This window comes from Mesorhizobium sp. P2_B11 (assembly GCF_056404855.1).
The window spans coordinates 132,141-158,390 of sequence record NZ_JBFUDF010000002.1; the positions used below are offsets into that span (position 1 = coordinate 132,141).

The 26,250-nt window shown below is 63.9% G+C and carries 31 protein-coding genes; 16 read left to right on the forward strand and 15 right to left on the reverse strand.

All coding sequences use genetic code 11. The features are described 5' to 3' along the window. Positions 1–27: 27 nt before the first annotated feature. Entirely contained in the window at positions 28–1,194 is a 1,167-nt protein-coding gene (locus AC1DYJ_RS04990) for an NAD(P)/FAD-dependent oxidoreductase (protein WP_477289113.1), read from the forward strand. 177 nt (positions 1,195–1,371) lie between these two features. On the opposite strand, the gene AC1DYJ_RS04995 is transcribed toward AC1DYJ_RS04990, so the two are convergent. Continuing rightward, a complete protein-coding gene (locus AC1DYJ_RS04995; protein WP_477289115.1) occupies positions 1,372–1,797 on the reverse strand; it encodes a GNAT family N-acetyltransferase in 426 nt (141 codons plus the stop codon). A 152-nt stretch (positions 1,798–1,949) separates the two neighbouring features. Here AC1DYJ_RS04995 and leuD point away from each other — a divergent pair, with 152 nt between their 5' ends. The 6 genes from leuD (at position 1,950) to AC1DYJ_RS05025 (ending at position 6,310) form a co-directional block, all read left to right on the forward strand. Beyond that, positions 1,950–2,555: a 3-isopropylmalate dehydratase small subunit gene (leuD, locus tag AC1DYJ_RS05000; protein WP_477289117.1), complete on the forward strand. Its 606-nt coding sequence runs from the start codon at positions 1,950–1,952 to the stop codon at positions 2,553–2,555. Positions 2,556–2,627: 72 nt separating this feature from the next. Then, positions 2,628–3,581, forward strand: a complete 954-nt coding sequence (locus AC1DYJ_RS05005; protein ID WP_477289119.1) for a hypothetical protein — start codon at positions 2,628–2,630, stop codon at positions 3,579–3,581. A 306-nt stretch (positions 3,582–3,887) separates the two neighbouring features. After that, positions 3,888–4,271: a RidA family protein gene (locus tag AC1DYJ_RS05010; protein WP_112393842.1), complete on the forward strand. Its 384-nt coding sequence runs from the start codon at positions 3,888–3,890 to the stop codon at positions 4,269–4,271. A gap of 13 nt (positions 4,272–4,284) precedes the next feature. Beyond that, the gene (locus tag AC1DYJ_RS05015) at positions 4,285–4,635 is read left to right on the forward strand and encodes a VOC family protein (RefSeq protein WP_477289122.1); all 351 of its coding nucleotides are present in this window, start codon (positions 4,285–4,287) and stop codon (positions 4,633–4,635) included. Between the two features lie 87 nt (positions 4,636–4,722). Further along, a complete protein-coding gene (gene leuB, locus AC1DYJ_RS05020) occupies positions 4,723–5,826 on the forward strand; it encodes a 3-isopropylmalate dehydrogenase (protein WP_477289124.1) in 1,104 nt (367 codons plus the stop codon). Beyond that, complete coding sequence (locus AC1DYJ_RS05025) at positions 5,819–6,310, forward strand: N-acetyltransferase family protein (protein WP_477289126.1); 492 nt, start codon at positions 5,819–5,821, stop codon at positions 6,308–6,310. The genes leuB and AC1DYJ_RS05025 overlap by 8 nt, the downstream gene beginning before the upstream one ends. On the opposite strand, the gene AC1DYJ_RS05030 is transcribed toward AC1DYJ_RS05025, so the two are convergent. Then, entirely contained in the window at positions 6,307–7,038 is a 732-nt protein-coding gene (locus tag AC1DYJ_RS05030) for a DUF805 domain-containing protein (RefSeq protein WP_477289128.1), read from the reverse strand. The genes AC1DYJ_RS05025 and AC1DYJ_RS05030 overlap by 4 nt on opposite strands. 145 nt (positions 7,039–7,183) lie before the next feature. Beyond that, positions 7,184–9,025, reverse strand: a complete 1,842-nt coding sequence (locus tag AC1DYJ_RS05035) for a DEAD/DEAH box helicase (protein WP_477289130.1) — start codon at positions 9,023–9,025, stop codon at positions 7,184–7,186. Between the two features lie 191 nt (positions 9,026–9,216). Between AC1DYJ_RS05035 and AC1DYJ_RS05040 the strand changes: the two genes are divergently transcribed. The 3 genes from AC1DYJ_RS05040 to AC1DYJ_RS05050 all read left to right on the forward strand — a co-directional run bounded on the left by AC1DYJ_RS05040 (position 9,217) and on the right by AC1DYJ_RS05050 (position 10,997). Further along, positions 9,217–9,342 carry a hypothetical protein gene (locus AC1DYJ_RS05040; protein ID WP_477265864.1) on the forward strand — a complete coding sequence of 42 codons (126 nt, stop codon included), beginning with the start codon at positions 9,217–9,219 and terminating at the stop codon, positions 9,340–9,342. 107 nt (positions 9,343–9,449) lie between these two features. Continuing rightward, positions 9,450–10,484 carry an aspartate-semialdehyde dehydrogenase gene (locus AC1DYJ_RS05045; RefSeq protein WP_477289132.1) on the forward strand — a complete coding sequence of 345 codons (1,035 nt, stop codon included), beginning with the start codon at positions 9,450–9,452 and terminating at the stop codon, positions 10,482–10,484. 183 nt (positions 10,485–10,667) lie between these two features. Beyond that, positions 10,668–10,997: an N-acetyltransferase family protein gene (locus AC1DYJ_RS05050; RefSeq protein WP_477289134.1), complete on the forward strand. Its 330-nt coding sequence runs from the start codon at positions 10,668–10,670 to the stop codon at positions 10,995–10,997. A gap of 127 nt (positions 10,998–11,124) precedes the next feature. Here the strand turns inward: AC1DYJ_RS05050 and AC1DYJ_RS05055 are convergent, their stop codons facing one another. Next, entirely contained in the window at positions 11,125–11,532 is a 408-nt protein-coding gene (locus AC1DYJ_RS05055) for an ACT domain-containing protein (RefSeq protein WP_477289136.1), read from the reverse strand. 188 nt (positions 11,533–11,720) lie between these two features. Here AC1DYJ_RS05055 and AC1DYJ_RS05060 point away from each other — a divergent pair, with 188 nt between their 5' ends. The 4 genes from AC1DYJ_RS05060 to AC1DYJ_RS05075 all read left to right on the forward strand — a co-directional run bounded on the left by AC1DYJ_RS05060 (position 11,721) and on the right by AC1DYJ_RS05075 (position 14,086). Beyond that, positions 11,721–12,626 (forward strand): bestrophin family protein, encoded by a 906-nt coding sequence (locus tag AC1DYJ_RS05060; protein ID WP_477289138.1) that lies wholly within the window; start codon positions 11,721–11,723, stop codon positions 12,624–12,626. A gap of 117 nt (positions 12,627–12,743) precedes the next feature. Beyond that, positions 12,744–13,154: a DoxX family protein gene (locus tag AC1DYJ_RS05065; protein WP_477289140.1), complete on the forward strand. Its 411-nt coding sequence runs from the start codon at positions 12,744–12,746 to the stop codon at positions 13,152–13,154. Between the two features lie 17 nt (positions 13,155–13,171). Beyond that, entirely contained in the window at positions 13,172–13,699 is a 528-nt protein-coding gene (locus AC1DYJ_RS05070; RefSeq protein ID WP_477289142.1) for an SRPBCC family protein, read from the forward strand. A gap of 123 nt (positions 13,700–13,822) precedes the next feature. Beyond that, entirely contained in the window at positions 13,823–14,086 is a 264-nt protein-coding gene (locus AC1DYJ_RS05075) for a glycine zipper domain-containing protein (protein ID WP_477289143.1), read from the forward strand. 65 nt (positions 14,087–14,151) lie between these two features. Here AC1DYJ_RS05075 and rpsP read toward each other — a convergent pair whose 3' ends face one another. From rpsP to AC1DYJ_RS05115, 8 genes are all read right to left on the reverse strand, one after another. Beyond that, complete coding sequence (gene rpsP / locus AC1DYJ_RS05080; RefSeq protein WP_112560130.1) at positions 14,152–14,553, reverse strand: 30S ribosomal protein S16; 402 nt, start codon at positions 14,551–14,553, stop codon at positions 14,152–14,154. Between the two features lie 49 nt (positions 14,554–14,602). Further along, positions 14,603–14,929, reverse strand: a complete 327-nt coding sequence (locus tag AC1DYJ_RS05085; protein WP_454575617.1) for a chorismate mutase — start codon at positions 14,927–14,929, stop codon at positions 14,603–14,605. 7 nt (positions 14,930–14,936) lie between these two features. Further along, entirely contained in the window at positions 14,937–16,532 is a 1,596-nt protein-coding gene (ffh, locus tag AC1DYJ_RS05090) for a signal recognition particle protein (protein WP_477289145.1), read from the reverse strand. Positions 16,533–16,823: 291 nt separating this feature from the next. Next, positions 16,824–17,765 carry a glycosyltransferase gene (locus AC1DYJ_RS05095; protein WP_477289147.1) on the reverse strand — a complete coding sequence of 314 codons (942 nt, stop codon included), beginning with the start codon at positions 17,763–17,765 and terminating at the stop codon, positions 16,824–16,826. A gap of 36 nt (positions 17,766–17,801) precedes the next feature. Next, on the reverse strand, positions 17,802–18,776 hold the full coding sequence (locus tag AC1DYJ_RS05100) for a lysostaphin resistance A-like protein (protein WP_477289149.1): 975 nt from the start codon (positions 18,774–18,776) through the stop codon (positions 17,802–17,804). A gap of 117 nt (positions 18,777–18,893) precedes the next feature. Next, entirely contained in the window at positions 18,894–19,493 is a 600-nt protein-coding gene (locus tag AC1DYJ_RS05105) for a DUF1236 domain-containing protein (protein WP_477289151.1), read from the reverse strand. A gap of 64 nt (positions 19,494–19,557) precedes the next feature. Further along, positions 19,558–20,655: a zinc-binding metallopeptidase family protein gene (locus AC1DYJ_RS05110; protein WP_477289153.1), complete on the reverse strand. Its 1,098-nt coding sequence runs from the start codon at positions 20,653–20,655 to the stop codon at positions 19,558–19,560. 104 nt (positions 20,656–20,759) lie between these two features. Next, on the reverse strand, positions 20,760–22,007 hold the full coding sequence (locus tag AC1DYJ_RS05115) for a flavin monoamine oxidase family protein (protein WP_477289155.1): 1,248 nt from the start codon (positions 22,005–22,007) through the stop codon (positions 20,760–20,762). A gap of 141 nt (positions 22,008–22,148) precedes the next feature. Here AC1DYJ_RS05115 and AC1DYJ_RS05120 point away from each other — a divergent pair, with 141 nt between their 5' ends. Then, entirely contained in the window at positions 22,149–22,946 is a 798-nt protein-coding gene (locus AC1DYJ_RS05120) for a lytic murein transglycosylase (RefSeq protein WP_477289157.1), read from the forward strand. 114 nt (positions 22,947–23,060) lie between these two features. On the opposite strand, the gene AC1DYJ_RS05125 is transcribed toward AC1DYJ_RS05120, so the two are convergent. Together AC1DYJ_RS05125 and AC1DYJ_RS05130 are read right to left on the reverse strand one after the other, a co-directional pair. Continuing rightward, positions 23,061–23,489, reverse strand: coding sequence for a hypothetical protein (locus AC1DYJ_RS05125; RefSeq protein WP_477289159.1), 429 nt, complete (start codon positions 23,487–23,489; stop codon positions 23,061–23,063). 150 nt (positions 23,490–23,639) lie between these two features. Next, positions 23,640–24,863 (reverse strand): argininosuccinate synthase, encoded by a 1,224-nt coding sequence (locus AC1DYJ_RS05130; protein ID WP_477289161.1) that lies wholly within the window; start codon positions 24,861–24,863, stop codon positions 23,640–23,642. A 172-nt stretch (positions 24,864–25,035) separates the two neighbouring features. On the opposite strand from AC1DYJ_RS05130, the gene AC1DYJ_RS05135 reads away from it, so the two are divergent. Beyond that, positions 25,036–25,677 (forward strand): LysE family translocator, encoded by a 642-nt coding sequence (locus AC1DYJ_RS05135; RefSeq protein WP_477289163.1) that lies wholly within the window; start codon positions 25,036–25,038, stop codon positions 25,675–25,677. Here AC1DYJ_RS05135 and AC1DYJ_RS05140 read toward each other — a convergent pair. Next, positions 25,649–26,152 carry a hypothetical protein gene (locus AC1DYJ_RS05140; protein WP_477289165.1) on the reverse strand — a complete coding sequence of 168 codons (504 nt, stop codon included), beginning with the start codon at positions 26,150–26,152 and terminating at the stop codon, positions 25,649–25,651. The two genes, AC1DYJ_RS05135 and AC1DYJ_RS05140, sit on opposite strands and share 29 nt — an antisense overlap. Positions 26,153–26,250: the final 98 nt, after the last annotated feature.

The following is a 26,250-nucleotide window of genomic DNA, read 5'->3' on the forward strand; positions in this document are numbered from 1 at the left end:
GGCATCACGCTCAAGTCGGAGAACAAAGTGCGCTACGACATCGTCATCATCGGCGGAGCCATCGTCGGCTCCTCGGTTGCCTACTATCTGCGCGAGGAAGGCTTTTCCGGCTCCATCGCGCTGATCGAGCGCGATCCGCAATTCGCCCATGCGGCAACGACGCTGTCCATGGCCTCGATCCGCCAGCAATTCTCGATCCCGGAAAACATCCGGCTGTCGCAGTTCACGCTGGGCCTTTTCCGGCGGCTCAAGGAAACCTTTGGCGCAGATGCCGATATCGGCTTTCGCGAGGGCGGCTATCTGATCCTGGCCGGCGAGGCCGGGTTGCCGATCCTGAAAGCCAACCACGAGGCGCAGGTCGCCGAGGGCGCCGACATTCTGCTCGAGGATGCCGACCAACTGGCAAAGCGTTTTTCCTGGCTGTCGACGGAAGGCATCAGCGCCGGCGCCTTTGGCCGTAGCGGCGAGGGCTGGTTCGATGCGCATGCCATGCTGACGCTGTTCCGCAAGGCGTTGCGCGACAAGAAGATCGATTTCATCGCCGCCGATGTCACCGGCATCGAGCGGCAGGGTGGTCGCGTTACCGGCGTCACCCTCGACAATGGCGAAAGACTCGAGGCCGGCATCGTCGTCAACGCCGCCGGGCCGAATGCCGGCAAGGTGGCCGGCATGGCCGGGCTCGTGCTGCCCGTGGAACCGCGCAAGCGCAACGTCTTCGTCTTCGAGGCGCGTGAGAAATATGCCGACATGCCGCTACTGGTCGACCCCTCCGGCATCTATGTCAGGCCGGAAGGCTCGGTCTATCTCACCGGCGGCGCCGAGCCGGAAGAGGGCGACGGTCCTGCCGATCCCAGCGATTTCGACGTCGACTGGCCGCTGTTCGAAGAGGTGATCTGGCCGGTGCTGGCGACCCGCATCCCGGCCTTCGAGGCGATCAAGCCGACGCGCGCCTGGGCCGGCCACTACGACTACAACACGCTCGACCAGAACGCGGTGATCGGGCCGCACCCGGAAGTCGGCAATTTCATCTTCGCCAACGGATTTTCAGGCCACGGCCTGCAGCAGGCGCCTGCGGTCGGCAAGGCGCTGGCGGAGTTGTTGGTGCATGGCGGCTACCGGACGGTGGATTGCTCGGCGTTTGGGTACGAACGGGTGGCCGAGGGCACAGCGTTTCGGGAATTGAATGTGATTTGAGGGCGCGTCGGCCTTCCTTCTCCCCCTGTGGGAGAAGGTGTCGCCGAAGGCGACGGATGAGGGGTGTTCCAGGGAACACCAACGCCTCACTCCGCTGGAACACCCCTCATCCGTCTCGGCGCTGGCGCGCCGATCCACCTTCTCCCACAAGGGGAGAAGGCAAGGCGCCTCACGGCCTCAGGCCTTACGCCCGAACCAGAAGGCGTCCGGCATGCGCTTCATGCCGATGCGCTCATAGAAGCCGACGGCGTCGGGCATCGAGATCAGGCTGATGGCGACCGATGGGCCGAGTTGCCGGCGGGCTTCGTCCATAAGACCCTTGCCGATGCCAAGCCCTTGCGCCGATTGGGACACGGCAAGTTCGGAGATATAGCAGACCCAGGAAAAGTCGGTGATGGCCCTGATAACGCCAATCAGTGGTCGGCCTTCGATGTCGAGCCGGGCGGTCAGCACCAGGTTGGCGCCTGAAAGCATCGCCTGCAGGCGGGCTTCGTCGTCGACGGGACGCGTTTCGCTGAGTGTGGATTCGACCAGCACGCGGCGTAACTCGGCGACGTCGAGCTCCGGCTCGCTGGCATAGATTATCTTCGATCGTGTGGTCATGAGCGCAAGGTGCACCAGCAGCGGCCGGTTTTGAAGATAGTGCCGCGCCGATCCTTCGATCCAGGCACACGAACAGTTGCCTTTTATTTGCCAGCGCCTTTGTGTAAACGGTGCATCAGCAATCTCCCGCAACAAGACTACGGGCAAAAGCCATGGACAAATTCACCAAGCTCACAGGCGTCGCCGCACCGATGCCGATCGTCAATGTCGACACCGACATGATCATCCCCAAGGATTATCTCAAGACGATCAAGCGCACCGGGCTCGGCAGCGGCCTGTTCGCAGAAATGCGCTACAACGATGACGGTTCGGAAAACCCGGATTTCGTGCTCAACAAGCCGGCCTACCGCAAGGCGCAGATCCTGGTCGCCGGTGACAATTTCGGCTGCGGTTCGAGCCGTGAGCACGCACCGTGGGCGCTGCTCGATTTCGGCATTCGCTGCGTCATCTCGACCTCGTTCGCCGACATTTTCTACAACAACTGCTTCAAGAACGGCATTTTGCCGATCACCGTCAGCCCGGAAGATCTGGACAAACTGATGGACGACGCCTCGCGCGGCTCCAACGCGACGGTCTCGGTCGACCTCGAAGCCAAGGAAATCCGCGGGCCGGACGGCGGCGTGGTCAAGTTCGACCTCGACGACTTCAAGCGCCACTGCCTGCTCAACGGCCTCGACGATATCGGCCTGACCATGGAAAAGGCCGGCGCTATCGCCTCGTTCGAGAAGAAGAACGCCGCCGAGCGCCCCTGGGCCTGAGCAGTACGGTCTTGAATGGATAGCCCGGCCGCTGCCGGCCGGGTTCGTGACGGCTGAACGGAGGGGACAGTCATGGCACGTTTGCTTCTTGCCGGGGCCTGCGCGCTGGCGTGGATACTGATGCCGGTGGCGGGCTTTGCGCAAACGCAGACGCCGGCCGCTACCGCCCAGAAGCCGGCCGATCAGCCGGCGGCCGATCAAGGCGCGACTGACCAGCAGGATCAAGGGACCGGCAGCGACGACGCGGCCACCGAGGATGACAGCCAGGCGCCGATCCCGTTCGAGGGTGGGCAGCTGACCATCACCCAGCCGGAGCAGGATGGCGAGAAGGTGCTGGCCTATGACGGCAAGCAGCTTGCCAGCAATTACGACGTGTTCTTCGACAAGGTGGTCAAGGTCGGCGGCATCAATGTGGCGCTGGTCAATGTCGGCGATGGCGGCAACCAGTGTGGCCCGGCCACGGTCATCGTCTGGAAGCCGGAAGGTGGCGAGATCCAGAGCCTTACCGTCGAGCAGGACGAATGCGGCGCGCCGCCGGCGGCGGTGGCCGACAATGCCATCTATTTCGTGCCCTATCTGTTGCCGGGGGCTTCGCAGCAGGCGCTGCAATGGTCGCCTACCGAAGGGCTGACGATTTCAGGCGACCTGACCTACGCGCCCGAGCCCGGCACCGACTGGAAGGACATCGATCCGTCGAAATACCAGAACATCATCGACGCCTTCCACAACGAGGCCGTCTACAAGGCGGCGAAGACACTGCTCGGCGACACAATGCCCGACATGGCGACCAGCCTGCTGGTCGGCGGCGGCACAGAAAAGACGGCGTCCGGCGCCTTCTATGCCAGCGGCTGCGTGCCGCATGACTGCGGCGGCAATGACGGCTTCATGGCGGTCGACCCGGCCAAGCACACGCTCTATTTCGCCCGCCGCGGCGACGATGGCCAGCCGCAGGCCTGGCCGGACGTGAAGACCTGGCCGGCGGATATCAAGAAGGCGATGGACGACGCGCAGGGATCGGCGAATTAGGGCGCAACCGTCGTGACTTCGTCATCCTCGGGCTTGACCCGAGGATCCATGCCGTGACCGTTGCCGTAGAGTGCAACGGTGCAGCCTTCTGAAAAGTAGCAACGCCTCAAAGTCACGGCATGGATCCCAGGGTCTGCGCCGCGTCGCTTCGCTCCTTGCTTCGCCCTGGGATGACGACCGCGGAGATGTTTCGGACCAATCTTCGACGTTTGCGCTTTGCCTCGTGACAACACTTCGTTCGGCTTGGCCCACGACTAGCCCAGCTTCCCTCTGCTAGACGAGCGCCTGCGATTGCAAGGAGGCCCCATGCGCAAACTCATCTCCACCGGTTCGCCCTTCGAAAAGACCGCCGGCTATTCGCGCGCGGTGGTGCAGGGCGACTGGTGTTTTGTGTCGGGGACCACCGGCTACGACTATGCGACCATGACCATGCCGGAGACGGTCGAAGCGCAGACGCGCAACTGCCTGGCCACCATCGCCAAGGCGCTGCAAGACGGCGGCTTCGAGATGGCCGATGTGGTGCGGGCGCATTATTACATCACCGATCAGGCTTTCGTGGATGTCGTCTTCCCGATCCTCGGCGAGGCGTTCGGTGACATCCGCCCGGCGGCAACGATGATCGTGTGCCAGCTCAACAAGCCCGAGATGAAGATCGAGATCGAGGTCACGGCGCTGCGGCGCACCGCCTGAGGAGGCCAAAGCCATGACGGTGCGGCGCATCGTAGCCAATATCGCCACAGCGGACGCGGCAGCGGCGAAACGCTTCTACCAGGACGTGCTTGGCCTCGATGTGCTGATGGATCAGGGCTGGATCGTCACCTGCGGTTCTGACGAACGGATGCAGGTGCAGATCAGCTTCATGGCGCAAGGCGGCTCGGGCACGCCGGTCCCGGACCTCTCGATCGAGGTCGATGATGTCGATGCTACGCTCAACGCCATGAAGGCCGCCGGCTTCGCCATAGAATACGGTCCGGCCGACGAGCCTTGGGGCGTAAGGCGATTCTATGTGCGCGATCCGTTCGGCAGATTGGTGAATATTCTCTCGCATCGGTGATTGCGCTTGCCAACCGCAGGCTTGCATGCGGCCCGCTTGGCGTTTAGCAAGGCCGCGGTTTCTCCAAACAGTATCGGGACGGTTCTGATGGCTTCGAAAAATCTTCTCCTCCTCGCCGGCGACGGTATCGGCCCCGAGGCGATGGCCGAGGTGAAGAAACTGATCGCGGCCATGAACGCCAAGCTCGGCAGCGATTTTGCCACCGATGAAGGCCTGGTCGGCGGCTGCGCCTACGATGCGCATGGCGCGGCGATCTCCGATGCCGACATGGCAAAGGCGATGGCGGCCGATGCCGTGCTGTTCGGCGCCGTCGGCGGGCCGAAATGGGACAAGGTGCCTTACGAGGTGCGCCCCGAGGCCGGGCTCTTGCGGCTGCGCAAGGACATGGAGCTGTTTGCCAATCTGCGTCCGGCCATCTGCTATCCGGCGCTTGCAGCCTCGTCTTCGCTGAAGCAGGAGGTGGTCGAAGGCCTCGACATATTGATCGTGCGCGAGCTGACCGGCGGCGTCTATTTCGGCGAGCCGAAGCAGATCATCGATCTCGGCAACGGCCAGAAGCGTGGCATCGACACGCAGGTCTACGACACGTTCGAGATCGAGCGCATTTCGGGCGTCGCCTTCGAACTGGCGCGGACCCGCAAGAACCACGTGACGTCGATGGAAAAGCGCAACGTCATGAAGTCGGGCGTGCTGTGGAACGAGGTCGTCACCCAGACCCAGAAGGCGCGCTACGCCGACGTCAAGCTCGACCATATGCTGGCCGATGCCGGCGGCATGCAGCTGGTGCGCTGGCCAAAGCAGTTCGACGTCATCGTCACCGACAATCTGTTCGGCGACATGCTGTCCGACATCGCCGCCATGCTGACCGGCTCGATCGGTATGCTGCCGTCGGCCTCGCTCGGCGCGCCTGACGTGAAGACCAAGAAGCGCAAGGCGCTGTACGAGCCGGTGCATGGCTCGGCGCCCGATATTGCCGGCCAGGGCATCGCCAATCCGATCGCCATGATCGCGTCCTTCGCCATGTGCCTGCGCTATTCCTTCGGCATGGTCGCCGAGGCCGACAAGCTCGAAGGCGCAATCGCCGCCGTGCTCGACGATGGCCTGCGCACCAAGGATATTTTGTCCGAAGGCATGACCGAGGTCGGCACTGTCGAGATGGGCGATGCCATCATCGCGAAGTTCCTTGGCTGATCCGGTGGCGGTCGACGTCCGCTGGGCGACGACCGACGATGCCGGAGCGCTTGCCACTGTGCTTTGCGAAATGGCGGCGCACTACCGGCAGGCGCCGCTCGATCATGCCCGCGCGGCGGCCACCGCGCGAAAATGGCTTGGCGATGAAAGCCCGGCCTATCCGCATTTCGCGCTCGCCTTCGCCGACGGCGCGGTAGCGGGCCTTGCCTCGGTGGCGATCGCGCATCCCGGCATCGATCTCGAGCGGCTGATGTTCCTGAAAGATTTGTTCGTGCGCGAGGGTGCCCGCAATGCGGGCGCCGGCCGGGCATTGCTCGGCTTTCTCGCCGGCCATTGCCTCAGGGAAGGCATCGGCCGCATCGATCTCACCACCGAGGACTGGAACGAAGGCGCGTTGCGTTTCTACGACCGGCTCGGCGCCGAGCGCCACGGCCAGAAGGTGTTTCTCCGGCTGTCGGGCGAGGCGCTTAAGCGAGTTCGCTAGACCCTGACACCCTGCGGCACCGGCCCCCACTGGTTTTCGTGGCCCTGGGTCGGGATCAGTCCGAGGATCAGCGCGAGGATGAACGTGGCCGGAGCAAACATGAAGGAGAGTGCGAAGTAAGGGATTGCCAGCCAGCCGGTCAGGCCGATGTCGTGCAAGCGGCGCACGACGAGCCCGACCCAGGGCAGGAACGTTGCCAGCCAAAACAGCCCCCAGACGCCGACCATAACGATCGGCCAGTTGCCGCCGTCGAAATTGCCCATCGACTGGTCGGCCCAAGCCCCGGCAAGGCCGACGAGGATGAAGGCAACCGTCCAGTACAGACAGTAGCCCCAGAATTCCTTGCGGCGGGCGCGCTCGGCGAAGTTGATGTAGTTGCGCGTCACGCCTCGCCAGAAATAACCCGTCAGTCCGCTGTCATGAACCGCGCCGTCCTCGGCCAGGCGGCCGAAATGCTGCGGCTGCGGCGTTGCTGGAGCAGCGGCAGCCGCCTTGGGTGGTGCGGCGCTTGCCGCCGGAGCAGCGGTCGCCGGAGCGGCGGCCTGGGCGCGGATCGAGAAAACGTCGCGCGCCTGGCCGCTTGCCGGCAGGAACTCGACCACGGCGCCCTTGGCAATCACCGTATCGCGGCGCAAATCCTCGCGCGCGAAGGTGTAGCGGTTGCCGTCCGCCCCGGTGATGAAACCGAAACCCTGGGCCTCGTCATAATGCAGAACTTCGCCGCGCATTTTGCCACCCCCGTGTTGGCACAGACTGTTCAAAGTTGCGGCGGATCGCAAGGCTCAGCGACTCATGACCGTCATTTGCGATTGGCGGGGGCAGGCAACCACACTTCGTTGCGGCTGCCGTATGAAGACGCCGTCGGTCTAAACCTCAAACCGGTCGCTTCTTCGGCTTCTTGGTCTTCGGCGGTCCAGCCTTGTCGAATTTCGGCTTCCCGGCCCACGGCTTTGCATCACCGGCCGGGCGTTCCCGCTTCTCGAATTTAGGCTTGTGGGCGCTTTGCGGCGCCTCGAACGGGCGCTTGCCGCGATGCGGCTTCTTGTCGGGCTTCGGCGCCTGATAGCCGGCGCGCGACAGGTCGGGCGTGCCGTCCAGGCGCTTCACCACGATGTTGCCCTGCAGCTTCTTGTCGGGGCCGATGGCGGCCAGGAAGCGGTCGGCCCAGTCGGCCGCGATCTGCACAAAAGTTTCATCCTGCTGCATCTTGATGGCGCCGATCTCGCGCTTGGAGATGTTGCCGGTCCGGCACAGCATCGGGATCAGCCAGCGCGGCTCGGCGTTCTGCTTGCGCCCGATCGACAGCGAGAACCAGACGCTGTCGCCGAAATCGTCGCGCCGGCTTGGCGCCTCGTCCCGACGCTCGAATTTTTCGCCGCCAGATCTGTCTCGCGACGGCGTGAAGGCTGCGACCTCCGTCAGTTCCTCTGGCGCCGAGCGGCTGGCGCGGCATTGGCGCACGAAGGCGGCCGCCACCTGTTCGGCGCCATGTTTGGCCAGCAGCGCATCGATGAAGCCGCGCTCGTCGTCAGTCACCGGTTCGTCGAAGGCCGGATCGGCCAGAATGCGCTCGTCGTCGCGCTTGATCACGTCGTCGGCCGAGGGCGGGCTCGCCCAGGTCGCCTTGAGGCCGGCATTCTGCAAAAGCCGTTCGGTGCGCTTGCGCGCGCCGTTGGGCACGATCAGCGCGCTGACGCCCTTGCGCCCGGCGCGGCCGGTGCGGCCGCTGCGGTGCAGCAGCGTTTCGGGATTGGTCGGCAAATCGGCGTGGATGACCAGTTCGAGATTGGGCAGGTCGATGCCGCGCGCCGCGACATCGGTTGCGATGCAGACTTTTGCGCGGCCGTCGCGCATCGCTTGCAGCGCGTGGGTGCGTTCGTTCTGGCTGAGTTCGCCCGACAGCGCCACGACCGAAAAATTGCGATTGTTGAAGCGAGCAGTGAGATGATTGACCGCAGCGCGGGTGTTGCAGAACACCAGCGCGTTCTTCGCCTCATAGAAGCGCAGCACGTTGATGATGGCGTTCTCGCGGTCGGGATAGGCGACATTCAGCGCCCGGTATTCGATGTCGAGATGCTGCTTTTCCTCGCCGCCGGCCGAGATGCGCACGGCATCGCGCTGATAGCCTTGCGCCAGCGTCGCGATCGAGCGCGGCACGGTGGCCGAAAACATCAGCGTGCGGCGCTGGGCGGGGGCGGCGTCGAGGATGAATTCAAGATCCTCGCGAAAGCCGAGGTCGAGCATCTCGTCGGCCTCGTCCAGCACCACGGCCCTGAGCGCCGACATGTCGAGCGAGTTGCGGGTGATGTGGTCGCGCAGGCGGCCGGGCGTGCCGACGACGATATGGGCGCCGCGCTCCAGCACGCGCCTTTCTGAGCGCATGTCCATGCCGCCGACGCAGGAGGCGACGGTGGCGCCGGTCGGCGCGTAGAGCCATTGCAGCTCACGCATCACCTGCAGAGCGAGTTCGCGCGTCGGCGCCACGGCCAATGCCAAAGGCCGGCCTGCCGGGCCAAAGCGCTCGGCGCCTTCGAGCAGCGTCGGCGCCAAGGCCAGGCCGAAGGCGACGGTCTTGCCGGAGCCGGTCTGCGCCGACACCAGCGCGTCGGCTTCGCCGAGCTCCAGCACCGCCTTCTGCACCGGCGTCAGTTCGACATAGCCACGTTTTTCCAGCGCCTCTGCCAGCGCAGGAACGATACCTTCGAAATTGGACATCTTCTTCTTTCGGAATTCGAGGGGATGTGCTCATTCGCAAGCACATCCAGGGCTGGCACTGCACCAGCCAAACGATATTTCGCGCGTTCCTACTTCCTGCGGCCGCCATTGTACAGAGCAGGCGGCGCCTCTGCGCAATTGACTCCTGCCGCAAACCGCGTAAAAGCCGGCATCGAACGGGATCATTTTCGATGCGCGGCCTTCTGATGGCTCTTCTTGCCTTCGACTTCCCCGGCCACAATCATCTGGCCGGGCGCGTTGGCGCGTCTTACCGTTCCAGCAAAACTATGGCCAAAACCACCACCAAAACGGTGTGATTCCCTTGGCCTAACCACCCTCTCCCGGGTACGGCCCGGGGGACGGAACCCGCATTGGCCGGCGGGTTTTCTCCAACAAACCAAGCGGAGAGGGACAGGAGATCTTTATGAGTTTCAAGGTTGCGGTAGTCGGCGCCACGGGCAATGTGGGCCGCGAAATGCTCAACATTCTGGAAGAGCGCGGCTTTCCGGTAAGCGAAGTCGTGGCGTTGGCCTCGCGGCGCAGCCAGGGCACCGAAGTGTCGTTCGGTGACCGCACGCTGAAGGTCAAGACGCTCGAACAGTATGATTTTTCCGACACCGACATCTGCATCATGTCGGCCGGCGGCAACGTCTCCAAGGAATGGTCGCCGAAGATCGGCAAGCAGGGCTGCGTGGTCATCGATAATTCGTCGGCCTTCCGCTACGATCAGGACGTGCCGCTGATCGTGCCGGAAGTGAACCCGGACGCGATTTCGCTGTTCACCCGCAAGAACATCATCGCCAACCCGAACTGCTCGACGGCGCAGCTGGTCGTGGCGCTGAAGCCGCTGCACGATTTCGCCACCATCAAGCGCGTCGTCGTCGCCACCTACCAGTCGGTGTCCGGCGCCGGCAAGGAAGGCATGGACGAACTCTTCACGCAGACCCGCGCCGTGTTTGTCGCCGACCAGGTCGACGTCAAGAAGTTCACCAAGCGCATCGCCTTCAACGTCATTCCGCATATCGACGTCTTCCTCGATGACGGTTTCACCAAGGAAGAGTGGAAGATGGTCGCCGAGACCAAGAAGATGCTCGATCCCAAGATCAAGCTGACGGCGACCTGCGTGCGTGTACCGGTGTTCATAGGCCATTCGGAAGCGGTCAACATCGAGTTCGAAAAGCCGATCACCGCGGATGAGGCGCGCGACATCCTGCGCGAGGCGCCGGGCTGCCAGGTCTTGGACAAGCGCGAGGATGGCGGCTACATCACGCCGCTGGAATCGGCTGGCGAAGACGCCACCTTCATCTCGCGCATCCGCGAAGACTCGACCATCGATAACGGTCTGTCGATGTGGATCGTGTCGGACAATCTGCGCAAGGGCGCGGCGCTCAACGCGGTGCAGATCGCCGAGCTGCTGGTCGAGCGCGGCCTGATCCAGCCAAAGAAGAAGGCGGCCTAGGTTTATCGCTCACGGGCTGTTCCGCCGCTGCCGCGGCGGGCCCCCGCGAGGGCGCCGGACGACCGGCGGCCCGCAGTCGCGGGCTCGGCCTCCGGCCGGAGCATTCCTTCTCCCTGTCACTATACGGGGAGAAGGTGCCGGCAGGCGGATGAGGGGCGGCGCGGCCGCTGCTGAGAAACGTCCATGAACGATTCCACCAGAGTCATCCTGCGCCCCGCAACCAGCTCCGACGCCGCTGCCATCGCCCGGCTCATGCGGGCAGCGCTTGGCTCGTTCGACTGGATGCCGGTCATCCACACGCCTGCTGACGACCTTGTCTTTATCCGCGACGTCGTGCTGCCGCGACAGCAAGTGACCGTCGCCGAGGCCGGCAAGAACGTTGCCGGCTTCATTGCGGTCAGCGGCGATTGGGTGGAACAGCTCTATCTCGATCCGGCCTGGACAGGACAAGGCATCGGCAGCCGGCTGTTGACGCAAGCGACCGCGGCGCTGCCGGTGATTAAACTCTATTGATTCCAGGCCAACACCGGCGCGCGTCGCTTCTACGAGCGCCATGGGTTCGTGGCCGAGAGTTTCGGCGATGGCACCGGCAATGAGGAAGGCCTGCCGGATATTCTCTACGTCCGCAGGGCCTGATAGCTCAGCCGGCGCTATCCTCAGTCAACTGGCGCAGCAACTCCATCGCTTCCTCCGCTCGGTCGGCGGGCACGAACAGATGGTCGTGATAAAAGGCCGAGACCGGATTGACGCCCATGCCGGCGGCGGCCAGCCGGGTGGTGATGGCGGCGAGGAAGCCGACGGCTTCCAGCGAGGAGTGGATGTTTAGCGCGATCATGCGGCAGCGGAACGAAGCGGCCATCCCGGCTGCTCTTGCGGCGTCCTCGGTCACAATCAGCGTCACACCCTCTCGTTCGCGAAAGACCATCACCGGGTCGAGGCCTTGCGGCTGCGCAGCGCCAGGCGCCAGTGTGACGAAGACATGGATGGCCGGCAGCAGTTCGGGCGTCATCGACGCCAGCAGCTTTTTCAGATCGGTCTCGCCGGTCATTCCTGTCCTCGCCTGATGCAAGAAGCGCGTGGCTTGCACGTCTTCAATAGCCGCGACCGGCCAATGCCGATAGCCGGCACGGACCGCGCAGACGACATCGCGATGTCGCTGGCGGCTGGGCCGGCCGGGGCCGCCGCATCGCACAATCGGCGAGTTGAGGACCAGAGCGGTCCGTGAAAGGGGTTTCCATGATCGTTCGTCCGCGTCCGGGATTCCTGCACCTGTTCTTCATCATGCGCGGCTCCGTGGTGCCGCGCATCCTGCCGCAAATCTTCGGCTTTGCCGCCTATGGCGCGATGGTGGTGGTCATCGTCAGGGCCTTGAAGCTCGACTTCGGCAATGCCGGCACGGCACCCTTCGCACTGCTCGGCGTCGCGCTGTCGATCTATCTCGGCTTCCGCAACAACGCCGCCTACGACCGCTGGTGGGAAGCGCGCAAGCTGTGGGGCCAACTGGTCTTCGACATCCGCAACCTCGCGCGCGCCTCGAGCGGCCTGATCGAGGACCGCACCGAACTGCGCGGCCTGCTGATGGAAGCGACCGCCTTCTGTCACTTCCTGCGCGGCCTGCTCAGGCGCGTCGACGCCACGGCGGAAGCCCGCACCTTCATCGGCGACGACGTTGAAGGCGCCGCCAAGGCCGCCAACGCACCGGACGCCATGGTGCGGCGGATGGGCGGACGGATCGCGGCACTCCGCAAGGCCGGTGCCATCGATACGATCGGCTACCGCATCCTCGATGAGCGGCTGTCGGAAATCGCCGCCGCGCAGGCCGGCTGCGAGCGCATCGCCGGGACGCCGCTGCCCTTTGCCTACACGCTGCTCCTGCAGCGGACCGCCTACATCTTCTGCCTGTTGTTGCCATTCGGGCTGGCCTCCGCCGCCGGCTGGGCGACACCGCTGCTCACGGCGCTGATTGCCTACACTTTCTTCGGCCTCGATGCGTTATCGGAAGAGCTCGAGGATCCGTTCGGCACTCAGCCCAACGACCTTGCGCTGGACGGCCTCTGCCGCGTCTGCGAGATCTCGGTGTTCGAGGCGCTGGGCGAAACGCCGCCGAAAATGATCCCGGCCGAGAAGTTTTACTTTTCCTAGGCCTTGAGTGACGCCGCCGCGCCCAAAAAGAATCTCACCCCTGTAGGATCGCCGCCTCGTGGCCCGTCCTTGGTCCGAAGCCAGCAAACGGCTCAAATCACCCAGGAGGGAACTACCATGAGCATTTCTCAAACCGCGCCCGTTTCGTCGGGCGCTTTGTGGACCGGCCGCGTGCTCAGCGGCCTCATCATCCTGTTCATGATCTTCGACGGCGTCATCAAGCTGCCGCCGCTCGATGTCGTCACCCAGACCATGGTGCCGCTCGGCTGGCCGGCCGACGTCAACGTCGCGCGCCTGCTCGGCATTATCGGGCTGATCTCGACGGCGCTCTATGCGTTGCCGCGCACCTCGGTGCTCGGCGCCATTCTGCTCACCGGCTATCTCGGCGGCGCCATCGCCACCAATATGCGCGTCGGCAGCCCGTTGTTTTCGCACACGCTGTTCAGCGTCTATCTCGGCATCATGCTGTGGGGCGGCCTCTATCTGCGCGACCCACGGGTGCGTGCCCTGATCCCGTTCATCCGCTAAACCAGACGGAGAGAAAAATGCTCACCACCATCCTCATCATACTGGTCGTCATCATCGCCGCCGTCCTCATTTATGCCGCGACACGGCCGAATGATTTCGTCACCAGCCGCACGGCCAGCATCAAGGCCGCGCCGGAAGCGATCTTTCCGCTGATCAACGATTTCAAGCGCTGGCCCGAATGGTCACCCTACGAAAAGCTCGACCCGGGGATGAAGCGCACGCTGTCCGGCACCGATGCCGGCAAGGGTGCGGCCTATGCCTGGGAAGGCAATGCCAAGGCCGGCAAGGGACGCATGGAAATCGTCAATTCCGTGCCGTCCTCGCTGGTGTCGCTGAAGCTCGACTTCGAAAAACCGTTCCGGGCCAACAACAGTGTCGACTTCAGCCTGAAGCCGTCTGGCGACACCACCAATGTCACCTGGGCGATGCGCGGCAGGCGGCCTTTCATTGCCAAGCTGATGGGCCTGTTCATGAATTTCGATACGCTGATCGGCAAGGATTTCGAGGCGGGCCTCGCCAACCTGAAGAAGGCTACCGAGAAGTAGGACGAGCCGCACCGGCCGGGATGGGCCGGAACGCATTGTTTCCTCCAATGGGATCAATCCACGGTGTCATGCGTTGTCGAGCCAAGGCGCGTGGAGGCGCCTTTCCGTTGGAGAGGAACGACAATGAAGAAAATTCTTACCATTATGGTCTTGGCAACGGCGCTCGGCGCCTGTTCGCAAACGGAAAAAGGCGCGGCTGTCGGCGGCCTGGGCGGAGCGGCCATAGGCGCTGCGGTCGCAAATGATCCCGTGGAAGGGGCCGTCGTTGGCGGCGCGGTTGGTGCCGTCGCAGGAGCACTGATCGGCCGGGCCAACGAACCGGACCGTTGCCGCTATCGGGACCGCTACGGGCGCGTCTATATCGCCCGCTGCCCGGATGGCTATTGAGCGGACGTCAACGAAAAACGGCGGGCACAGGCCCGCCGTTTTGTCTTCTTCGATGAAGCGAATGCTTACTCGGCGGTAGCGGCTTCCGCCTCGGCCGGGGCAGCGGCAGCGGCGGCAACGGCGGCGGCTGCGTCTTCCTGGGCCTTCTTCAGCAGAGCGGCGCGTTCCTGCGCCTTCTTGCCCGGCTCGGCCTTCTTCGGGTTGGAGCGGGCTTCGCGCTTGAGCAGGCCGGCCTCGTCGAGGAAGCGCAGAACGCGGTCGGTCGGCTGGGCGCCGTGCGACAGCCAATGTTTGACGCGGTCGGCGTCGACCTTGACGCGCTCGCCGTCCTTCGGCAGCAGCGGGTTCCACGAGCCGATCGACTCGATGAACCGGCCATCGCGCGGCGAACGGGCGTCGGCGATGACGACGTGGTAGTAAGGACGCTTCTTCGAGCCCGCGCGGGCCAGTCGGATCTTCAGTGCCATTTCATTTCTCCTAAAAGCTCTGATTTCATTGATAGGGTTTGGCTAATATTTAGCCGGCTTTGCTTGCGCCGTTGGACGCGGCGATCTGCTCGTGATGGCGGATCACTTCGCGGACGACGAAGTTGAGGAATTTTTCCGCGAAATCGGGGTCGAGATGGGCATCCTTCGCCAGCTGGCGAAGGCGGGTGATCTGCTGCTGCTCGCGCGCCGGGTCGGCCGGCGGCAGGCCATGCTCAGCCTTCAGAACGCCGACCGCCTTGGTGCAGCGGAAACGCTCGGCCAGCATGTGGATGAGGGCGGCGTCGATGTTGTCGATCGAAGCACGGTAGCCGGCCAGGATGGTGCGGGCGTCGGCCATGTCCTTTTCTTCGTTCATAGCGTCCTCACTTCTTCTTGCCCAAACCGGGCAGTCCGCCGCCGCCGAGGCCGGGAAGCCCCGGAAGTTTCATGCCGCCGGGCAGACCCGGCAGGCCGCCGCCACCGGGAAGACCGCCGGGCAGGCCCTTCATGCCGCCGAGGCCGGCGGCCTGCGCTTGCTTCTGCAAGGCTTCGAGCTGCTTGGGATCCATTTTAGAGAGATCGGGCATGCCGCCACCCATGCCACCCGGCATCATGCCACCGAGGCCCATCTTGGAGGCGAGGCCGCCCATCATGCCGCGCATGAGGCCGCCGCCTTTACCCTTGCCGCCCATCGCCTTCATCATGTCGGCCATGCCGCGATGCATCTTGAGCAGCTTGTTGATCTCGGCCGCGTCGGTGCCGGAGCCGGCGGCGATGCGCTTCTTGCGCGAATGTTTCAAAATATCGGGGTTGGCGCGCTCGGCCTTGGTCATCGACGAGATGATGGCGAGCTGGCGGCCGAACATCTTGTCGTCGAGGCCGGCGGCGGCCATCTGGTCCTTCATCTTGCCCATGCCGGGCATCATGCCCATGATTCCGCCCATGCCGCCCATTTTCGACATTTGCTGAAGCTGGCCGGCGAGATCGTTCAAATCGAACTTGCCCGACTGCATCTTCTTGGCCATCGCCGCCGCCTGCTCGGCGTCGATGTTCTCGGCTGCCTTCTCGACCAGGGAGACGATGTCGCCCATGCCGAGGATGCGGTCGGCGATGCGCTTGGGGTGGAATTCCTCCAGCCCGTCCATCTTTTCGCCGGTGCCGATCAGCTTGATCGGCTTGCCGGTGACGGCGCGCATCGAAAGGGCTGCACCGCCACGGCCGTCACCGTCCATGCGGGTCAACACCAGGCCGGTGATGCCGACGCGCTCGTCGAAGCTCTTGGCCAGGTTGACGGCGTCCTGGCCGGTCAGCGAATCCGCGACCAGCAGGATTTCGTGCGGGCTCGACACCTTCTTGATGTCGGCCATTTCGACCATCAGCGGCTCGTCAATATGGGTGCGGCCGGCAGTGTCGAGGATGACGACGTCGTGGCCGCCGAGCTTGGCCGCCTGCACGGCGCGCTTGGCGATGTCGACCGGATTCTGGCCTGAAATAACCGGCAGCGTCGCGACCTTGACCTGCTCGCCGAGCTGGCGGAGCTGCTCCTGCGCGGCCGGACGCCGCGTGTCGAGCGAGGCCATCAGGACTTTTTTGTTCTGCCGCTCGGTCAGCCGCTTGGCGATCTTGGCCGAGGTTGTCGTCTTGCCGGAGCCCTGCAGGCCCACCATCATGATGACGACCGGGGCGGGCGCATTGAGGTCGACGGCGACGCCCTCGGCGCCCAGCATGTCGACCAGCTCGTCATGGACGATCTTGACGACCATCTGTCCCGGCTTGATCGACTTGACGACCGCGGCGCCGACTGCCTTCTCGCGCACCTTGTCGGTGAAGGAACGCACCACTTCCAGCGCCACGTCCGCCTCGAGCAGCGCACGGCGCACCTCGCGCAGCGCTGCCGAGACATCCGCCTCTGACAGCGCGCCGCGGCCGGTCAGGCCGTTCAGGATGGAGCCAAGGCGCTCCTGTAGCGATTCAAACATTCTGTTTCCTTTTCTCAGGCACCCGGATGGTGCCCGAGAGGTAATGCGTTCGCGCCAAGTGTCCAAACAAAAGCGCTTGTCCAAACAAGGCCCCGTGCAAGCGCAAAGCCAAAAAGCACCCGGGGGCGCTCAGCGCTGCCGGGTGTTGGCCTCCAGGATCTGTTTACAGCACCCACCTCAAAGAGGTTTGGCGTCCTGGTCGGCTTGCTCGGAGGGATACTCGTCGCGGAATTCGGGGGCTGTAGACAGGAAAACGGGCGGAGAGTCAAGATCAGGGCCGGAATGGACAGCTCACGGCAGCGCCTCGCCTTCGACGAGGCGCGTATAGAGGTCGAGATAGCCCTTGGCGGTTCTGGCGATCGGGAACCGATCGGCGGCGGATTCACGGCAGCGTTGCGGGGACAGGCCGGCAATCTCGCCTAGCGCTGTGCCGAACTCCGCGTCCGTGTCGAAGAACCGCCCGGTGTCGGCGTCGACGATCTCGGGCAGGGCGCCGCGGGCGGTGGTCAGCACCGGTGTCCCGCACAGCATCGCCTCGACCGGCGCCATGCCGAACGGCTCTTCCCAGGCGATCGGGTTGAGGAAGGCCTTCGCCTCGCCCAGCAGGCGGAGCTTGTCGTCGCCATCGACAACGCCATGGTAGCGGTAGCGGCTGCTCAGGCTCTTGAAGAAGACGCCCTGCCGCCGCGTCTGGCTGCGACCGAGCAGTTTCCAGCGCGAGCCGCCGGCGATATCGAGGGGAAAATCGAACTTTTTGGCAAGGTCGACGGCGCGATTGAGATTCTTGCCGGCGCGCGCGATGCCGGCGAGGAACAGCAGCCGGTCATTCTTCGAGCCGGCCAGCCGATAGGCATCCGTCGGAAAGCCATTGTAGACAAACGTGTGCCGGCCGTGGTTGCGGGCGTGGCTGGCGCTGACGAAGCTCCAGTTTGGCAGCGGCCTGGGGTCTTGCGGGGAATAGCCGTGCTCGGTGTTGAGGGTCGGAAAGGGAACCTCGATGTACCAGCCGTTGAAATGCACGATGTCGGTGTCGGCCGGAATGGCAGCCCGGCACTGCGCTTCCGACGATGCCTGCCGAACCTCGCAAAGCGGGCTGCTCGAGCCGGCGCCAGCGACCAGCACGACGCGGTGGCCAAGGCGAATGAGTTCCGCCGCCAGCCACTCGACCTGCCGCTGGGTACCGCCATAGCCTCTGGACGGGATGGTCCCGGCCACCACGAGCGTGATGCGCATCAGCCCCGTCCTCCTGCCTCTTGCCTGATCATGGCCTTATCCGGAGACCGGCTCGACCTTCAGCGGCGAGCGTGGGTGCAGGAGCAGCAGGATCGTCAGCAAGGTGCACACAATGCCGATCGCGGCGATGATGACCGCATCCATAGTCGTCCAGCCGGGGCCTTCCAGCGGCTTGGCGTTGAACAAAGCGAAGGAATTGTAGCTTTCCTGATGCGAGATCAGCAGGAAGCCGGTGAGATTGTTGCCGAGATGGGCGCCGAAGGCGGCGCCGAGATTGCCGGTGACATAGACCAGCAGCGTCAGCAGAACGGCAAAGGCGGCGATCGAGGCCAGCACGCAGGCGTTGATGGCGAGGCTCGAATCCGGGCTCCAGTGCAAGGAGGTGAACAGCAAAACAGGCAGCAGCGCCCAGACGTAGGGGCTCTGAAACCGCTTGGCCAGGCCGCGCAGCAGATAGCCGCGAAACAGCATCTCCTCGGACGAAGTCTGCAGCAGGGTCAGCGCTACGATCGGGACCAGGAACAGAAGCCAGGTTGACAGGCTGATCGCGCCGCGCGCGATTTCGGGCTGCAGGCCATAGAGCAGGATCTCGGAGAGCGCCGAGGTGATCAGCACCGCGATCAGGCCTTTGACGAAACCCGGCAAGGAGACACGGCGGCTGGCGCCGAAAAGTGCCGTGAGCGGCTCGCCATGGACGAAACGCATGGCAAGCCACAGACCGATCCAGATGCCGGCAAACGAGGTGAGCGCGGTGAGTATCCCGATGGGCGAGGCCAGAAAGCCCTGTAGCGGCCCGCGCGGATCGCCCGGCAATATATGCCAGATGATGGCGAGATAGGTGCCGCCAAGCACCACCACCAAAGTGATCGCCACCCAGAACAGGACGACGATGGCCGTCCCGACGATCAGGCGCGGCAGGTTTGTCTTTTCGGTGGTCGTGTTGCGATAGCGCTCGAAGGCGGCTGGATCTGGTGTCACGCGAATTCCTCTGCCGAACGCATCGGGTCGCATGATCTAGGGGATCGGCGGGTTGCGCGCAATCGCTGCTGTTGGGCGAGCATTGGTGCCGCCCTCAATCAAGGCAGGAGGGCGGCACAAAGTTCACTCGTTGGTTACTCCAGGCAAAAGTCAGCGCACGACGTACATGATGCGCCGTGTCTGGGGGTCGACCAGCGCTTGCTGGCCGTTCACATAGACATAGCGGTAGCGGTAGTCGGGGATTTCGCGCAGCTCGACGGTGTCGGGCAAGGTCGCGCCCGTCACCACCTCGCCGTCGAGATAGACGGGGTCGAGCCGGTGCGTGCTGACATAGGTGCCGACTTCCGCCGGCGGCCTGTCGATGGCGTCGATGGGGCCGTCGTCGGACAGGATCGCGCCGGTATAGGTGTCGGGATAATCATCCTGCGGCGGTGCAACGACGGTGATAGCGGCGTCGGCGGGGCGGCGCGTCAGCACGACACGGCTGCCGCCGAAATCGGCCGTCACATAGTCGGAATAGACCCAGCCCTGACCGCCAGCCTCGGCAATGGTGCACCATTTGCTGTTTTCGATGCAGCCATTGAGTGTCGCCGACTGGCCGGCGGCAAGCACGCCGATCACCGGATATTGCGGCCCGGGGCCGGCGCGCACGTTAAGATCGGTGACGGCCGAGACAGCAGTATCGGCCAATGCCGCACCCGACATGGCGACAAGCGCCCCGGCGACGGCCGGAAACAGTATGCGTCTCATGGTTTCTCTCCGTTTTCGTTGGTCCCTCGCGAGCCCAAACGAAAGCGGAGCCTATGCGTTCCGGCTAAAATGCCGGTGCCGGCTCACGATTTGTTCCGGTTTCTTTCGGCAAAGCGGTCAAAAGATCATGCACGAAGGCGAGTTTCCGTGCCGTCACGTCCGAAATGACGAAGGGATAGAGGTCGGGCAGGCCCATGCAACGGTTGATCGAATTGGAGGCTTCCGACAGCACCAGCCAGCGGGCGAGGACCTTTTCGAAAGGCTCGGGCACGGCGTCAGGCTCGGCCGGTGCGGGCTGCAGGCGGCCGCCGGTGTCGCCCAGCGGCAGCACATTGGCCTCCATCGTCTCCAGCTGGCCGAGCGGAAAGTTCAGCGCGTGCACCATTTCCAGCGTATCGGTGATGTGCAGATGGTGCGCCCAGGTCTCGGCCCAGTCCTCCCATGGGTGCGACGTCGCATAGGCTGAAATGTGGCTCTGCTGCCAGTCGGGCGCCGCGCCATTGGCATAGTAGGTCTGCAGTGCCTGCTCATAGTCGGCGCGCTCGTCGCCGAACAGCGCGCGAAAGGCATCGAGCCTCTGGGGGTCGTCGCGGATCAGCCGGTCCCAATAGTAGTGGCCGAGCTCGTGGCGGAAATGGCCGAGCAGCGTGCGGTAGTTCTCGCCCATCTCGACGCGCCGCCGCTCGCGCTCGGCCGAGTCCGCCTCGGCGACGTTGAGCGTGATCAGACCGTTGTCATGGCCGGTGAGGATGCGCTCGCCGCCTGGACCGCCGCCGATCGGGTCGGCCAGGAAGTCGAAGGCAAGGCCGATTTCGTCGCCGGGGTTCTGCTTGGGCGCCACCGGCAGGCCGAAGGCGAGCAGCGAATATATGGCGCGCTTCTTGGCTGCCTCGACGCGGATCCAGCGACGGCGGTTGCCGTCGACGGAGAGGTCAGGGATCAGCTGGTTCAGCACGCAGGCGCGGCAAAAGGGGTGGCCGGGCTCGGCCATCCAGTTGCAGGCGCATTCATCGGCATTGGTGCAGTGGAAGATGCCGTCGACATCAGACAAGGCGAAACGCGCATGCTCGGGATCGTAGAGCACGAGGCTCGAGCAGCTCAGGCACTGGGCGTTCTCGAAATAGAGGCGGTGGCCGCAATGCGGACAGTCGAACAGTTTCATGTCGATCTCAATTCGGCGAGTATTCAGGGCCAGCATACATAGTGCGCGGCGGCGTGCTGCCCAAAACGCCGGCAGCCGGCGGGCCGTTCCGCGTGTCCGCGGTGCTATTTTGCCGCAAGCCGGGCGATCACCTGCCGCGCCACGTTCTCGCCCGACAGGCGCGCGCCGCCGCAGGTCTGAATCAGCGGTCCGGCCAGATGCTCGCCGGCGAAGAAGATCTTGTCCGCCACCGGCTGCATGAGCGTGGCGCGGGCGTGCGAGCGTCCGGGGCGGGCCGCCGCATAGGCGCCGCGCACGAAGCGCTCTTCGCCCCAATTGGTCATCATGGCGCGCGCCACATGCTTTCTGGTGTCGCTGCCGAAAATGCCGCACAGCCGGTCGACGACGAAGTCGATGCCGGCCGCCTCGCCCGCCGCCGACATTTCCCAGGCGAAGTCGCCGCCGACGAAGCCGACCATCAGATCGAGGTCGAAGGGAAAGCACAGGAAATAAATGTCGTGCCGGGCCATGCGTTCGATCAGAAGGTCGTCGAAGGGTTCCAGGCCCAGCCTGGTGCCGCGGATCTCCACCGGCAGCTTGGTCAGCATGCCCATCGGCAGGTCGAAAAAGGCGCCGAAATGCGTGTCAGGAAGCGTGGGCGAGAATTCGATCTCCTCGAAAGCGAGCACGGCCGGCGAAGCAGTGACGATCACCGCCTTGGCGCGCACGGTGCCGCGATCGGTGACGCAGGCGACGCCCGGCACATCCCACAGGATCTTGCGCACCGGCGTCGACAGTTCGACCGGCAGGTCGGCGCCGAAACGGGCGACCAGCGCGCCAAAACCTTCCTTGCTGAAATAGTTGGGGTCGAGGTCGGCGGCGGCCTGGAAGTCGCGGATCGAGATCTCGTCCTCATCGGCGCCGAAATCCATCGGTCCGGCGAAAGTGGCGGCGGCGCGCGGCGCCTGGCCCTTGGCCAGCAGCGTCGATAGCCGGTCGTCATCGCCTTCTTCGACCTGATGCGTGGCCAGCAGCTCGAACAGCCGCGCATCGGCGGCCTTCATCTCTGCCTCTTCCTGCTCGCTCGCCTTGCGCTGGCGGTAGTAGAGATGGTCGACATTCATGTCGTGGTGGTGCAGCGTCCAGCCGGCTTCCTGCGCTTCGGGGAAGTAGGGATTGCGGTCGGCGGCATGCAGCCAGGCGCAGCCAATGTCGAAGGGGACGCCGAAATGCTGGTCGCTGGTCCAGGCGCGGCCGCCGATACGGCCCATGGCTTCGAGCAGCTTGAAGGAAAGGCCTGCGGCACGAATGGTCCTGGCGGCAGCCAAGCCCGCTGAGCCGGCGCCGATGATGACGACATCAACGTCTTCCATGGTTTCCCCGCCACAATAAGCACTTGATCGTAGGCAAATTCCGCTGCATTGGCCAGCGTAGCGCCGGGGGTACGGTGACAATGGCGCGTTTCACTGGCAAGTTCACAACCGGGACGTGATTCAGGCAATCAGGAGAGAAACATGGCATTGTTTGCCAAGGGAAAGATTTTTGCTGCCACGGTGGTGGCGGTGCTTGCGCTGGCGACGGGCGCACAGGCGGCGGCCAGCTGCGGCAAGACCGGCGCCGGTTTCGAGGCGTGGAAGCCGGAGTTCGCCGCAGAGGCCAAGTCTGAAGGCGTTGGCCCCAAGGGCCTGGCCGCTCTGGCCGGTGCCAACTACGCGACAAAGACGATCTCCGTCGACCGCGCCATTCACAAGGCGTTCAGCGGCTCGGTGGATGCTTTCATGAAGCGCCGTGGCGGGGCTGCGATCATTTCCAAGGGCCGTTCGCTGAAGAAGTCGAACGCGGCGATGTTCGACAGGATCGAGAGCAATTACGGCGTGTCGCCGGGCGTGTTGCTCGCCATCTGGGGCATGGAGACGGGCTTCGGCGCCTCCCTGGGCAACCAGAACACGGTCTCCGCCATTTTGACGCTGGCCTATGACTGCCGCCGCCCGGCATTCTTCTACCCGCATGCCATTGCGGCGCTGAAGCTGGTCGATCGCGGCGCGCTGAGCTCCTCGTCGGTCGGCGCTGCGCATGGTGAGATCGGCCATACCCAGTTCCTGCCTGGAAATGTCCTGAAATATGGCGTCGGCAACGGAAATCTGCGCGACAAGGCGACCGCGCTGGCGTCCACCGCCAACTTCCTCAAGGCTCATGGCTGGCGGGCGGGCGCGAGCGCCAGTTCAAATATGGGCGCCATTGCCGGCTGGAATTCGGCCAGCGTTTACCAGCAGGCCATCGCCCAGATCGCCGATGCAATCGACGGCAATTGAGCGACAATCCCGTTCAACGGAAAAGCCCGGCTATGTGCCGGGCTTTTTTTGTTTATGGGCAGCGTCAGTATCCAATGGCGCGAAAACGACCAGATCGCTCCCTGCACATTGCTCTCAATAATGCGCGTAGCCGCTCAACGGGCATTTTTGGGAGACGGGAACCTGGAAGGTGCCTTCGGTACCTTTGCAGCTACGGTATTTGGAATTTCGCGGCACCGGTGCGGCCTTAGCAGCAGCCTTTGACTTGCCCTTGATGACCAGCCAGATTTCGGTCGATTGGTCGAGCTGCAGCCGGTTCAGGTCGGAGTAGGTAATCCGCCCACTGCGTATCCCTTCGCCAAGGCGCTGGCAGAACAAGGCCGGCATGCGCTCTTGCGAGACGCCCATGAAAGAGGCGATTTCGTGCTTGAACGAGATGCTCCACAAATGGACAGCGGAGATGCACCCGTCCGAATTCTGCTCGCGTTTCGCGGCCGCCTGCGAGGACTGGCCTCCGGCAAAGACGATGGCCGCCGCAAGCAGGAGAAAAATGGCTTTTTTCACTATCAGAATCCCTCCGTCCCGCGAGGGAATTTAGATCAAGCTTTCGGCAGGTCAACAGGAGCCGCCTGGCCGATTTGACTTTTCTTATATTAGAGGCAGCAAATAAAAACCCGACGTCTCCGCCGGGTTTTTCCAAGATAGTAGTTGGGCTCAACCCTTGCGGTTGCGTGCGGCCAGTGTCCTCAGCCGCAGCGCGTTGAGGCGGATGAAGCCGGCGGCGTCCTTCTGGTCATAGGCGCCGCGGTCGTCCTCGAAGGTAACCAGTGCATCGGAATAGAGCGTCTTCTTCGACTTGCGGCCGGTGACCATGACATTGCCCTTGTAGAGCTTCAGGCGCACCGTTCCTTCGACGTCTTCCTGGCTCTTGTCGATCATCGCCTGCAGCATCAGCCGCTCGGGCGAGAACCAGAAGCCGTTGTAAATCAGCTCGGCATAGCGCGGCATGAACTCGTCCTTGAGGTGGCCCGCACCCCGGTCCAGCGTGATCGATTCGATGGCGCGGTGGGCCACGATCAGGATGGTGCCGCCGGGCGTTTCGTAGACGCCGCGCGACTTCATGCCGACGAAGCGGTTCTCGACCAGGTCGAGACGGCCGATGCCATTGTCGCGTCCGAGATCGTTGAGGGCCGTCAGCATCTCGGCCGGCGACAGTTTCTTACCGTTCAGCGCAATCGGGTCGCCCTTCAAAAACTCGATCTCGATCTCGGTGACCTTGTCCGGAGCATCCATCGGCGAGACGGTGCGCTGGTGGACGAATTCCGGCGGCTCGCTCCACGGATCTTCCAGCACCTTGCCCTCGGAGGAGGAGTGCAGCAGATTGGCGTCGACCGAGAAGGGTGCTTCGCCTCTTTTGTCCTTCGCCACCGGGATCTGGTGCTGCTCGGCGAAGTTGATCAGGTCGGTACGCGACTTGAACGACCAGTCGCGCCAGGGCGCAATGACCTTGATGTCGGGGTTCAGCGCATAGGCCGACAGCTCGAAACGGACCTGATCGTTGCCCTTTCCGGTAGCGCCATGCGCAATCGCGTCGGCGCCGGTCTCTTTGGCGATCTCGACGAGATGCTTGGAGATCAGCGGCCGGGCGATCGAGGTGCCGAGCAAATAGGTGCCTTCATAGACGGCGTTGGCGCGAAACATCGGGAAGACGAAGTCGGACACGAACTCCTCGCGCACATCGACGACGCGGATATCCTTTATGCCCATCATCTCGGCCTTCTTGCGCGCCGGCTCCAGTTCGCCGCCCTGGCCGAGATCGGCAGTGAAGGTGACGACTTCGGCGCCGAGTTCGGTCTGCAGCCATTTCAGGATGATGGAGGTGTCGAGACCGCCGGAATAAGCGAGCACGACCTTCTTGACGTCTTTTGTCTTCGACATGTTGGCGGGTTCCGCGACAAGGGTTCTTCGCGGGCGAGGTATCACGGGCTTTCCGGCCAGCGCAAGGGACGAACGCCGATCAAGGCTGGACCAGATGCTGCGGCTGGCAGAAGCTGGCCCGGGCGCGGCGCCTGCGCTATAGGGCGGCGCATCCTTCGCGCAGAGGTGACCAATGTCCTTCATTCCCGACACCACGACGCTGATCCCGTTCGCCATCGCCACCATGATCCTGGCGATCACGCCGGGGCCCGACATGACGCTGTTCGTCTCGCGCACGCTGAGCCAGGGCCGCGCCGCCGGCTTTGCCTCGCTGGCCGGGGCGCTCACCGGCACGCTGATCCATACCACTTTGGTGGCCGTCGGCATCTCGGCGCTGATCGTCGCCTCGCCGATGGCCTTCCTCGTGCTGAAAATCTTCGGCGCCGCCTATCTCGTCTTCCTCGCCTGGCAGGCTCTCGCCAAGGGCTCGGCGTTTTCACCGGAGAAGAAGAGCGGCCCTGAGATTTCGCTGTCCCGCAGCTGGGCCGCCGGGCTCGGTGTCAATCTGCTCAACCCGAAGATCATCCTGTTTTTCATGACGTTTTTGCCGCAGTTCGTTTCGGCGCATGACCCGAACGCGGCGGGACAATTGTTCTTCCTCGGCGTCACGTTCATCGTGCTGTCGATCCCGGTGACGGCGCCGATGGTGTTTGCCGCGGAAAAGTTTTCGGCGGCGATGAAGGCCAGCCCGCGCGTGACGCGGGTGGTCGACTATCTCTTTGCCGGGGTGTTTTCGGCCTTCGCGCTCAAGATTCTGACCGCTCAGGCGAAGTAGGCCCGCGCCGGCCTGCGCTACGCCCGGCAACCGCCCAATAGGCCAGGCCGGCGATCAGGCCGACGACAAACAACGTTCGGCCGGACCTTAAAAGGGGGACAATCTGTACGGGCATTTCGTGTGGGTGGACATGTCTGGACGACGCTACCCAGAACACGAGCGCGCTGCCGGCCAATCCGCACAAGCCGCCCATGATCGCATAGTAGATTGGTATCCTGATCGATCTGGTCTCGGCGATCAGAACCATCAGACAGAAAGGCAGAAAACTGAAGATGGCGACGCCCATCGACAGGTAGAAAGCCATGAACAGGGCTATCACCGATAACGGCAACAGATCCGCCGACAGCGACGACCCAGGCTCTGTCCAGACAGTGAGTGCTGTTATTGCGGCGGCGACTGTCACGCTGGACGCCAACACCGCCGCGATGAAACCGATCACTACGGTTGCAAACCGGGTCGCGATGAATTGTGCCAAAGCTGAAACCCAAGAGGTTGAAGCGAGATGGTCGCCCCCACTCCGTAGGCCAGAACCGTTAAGATAGGTTGCCCCACGTCGCGAGCGGGTTGCTGGTC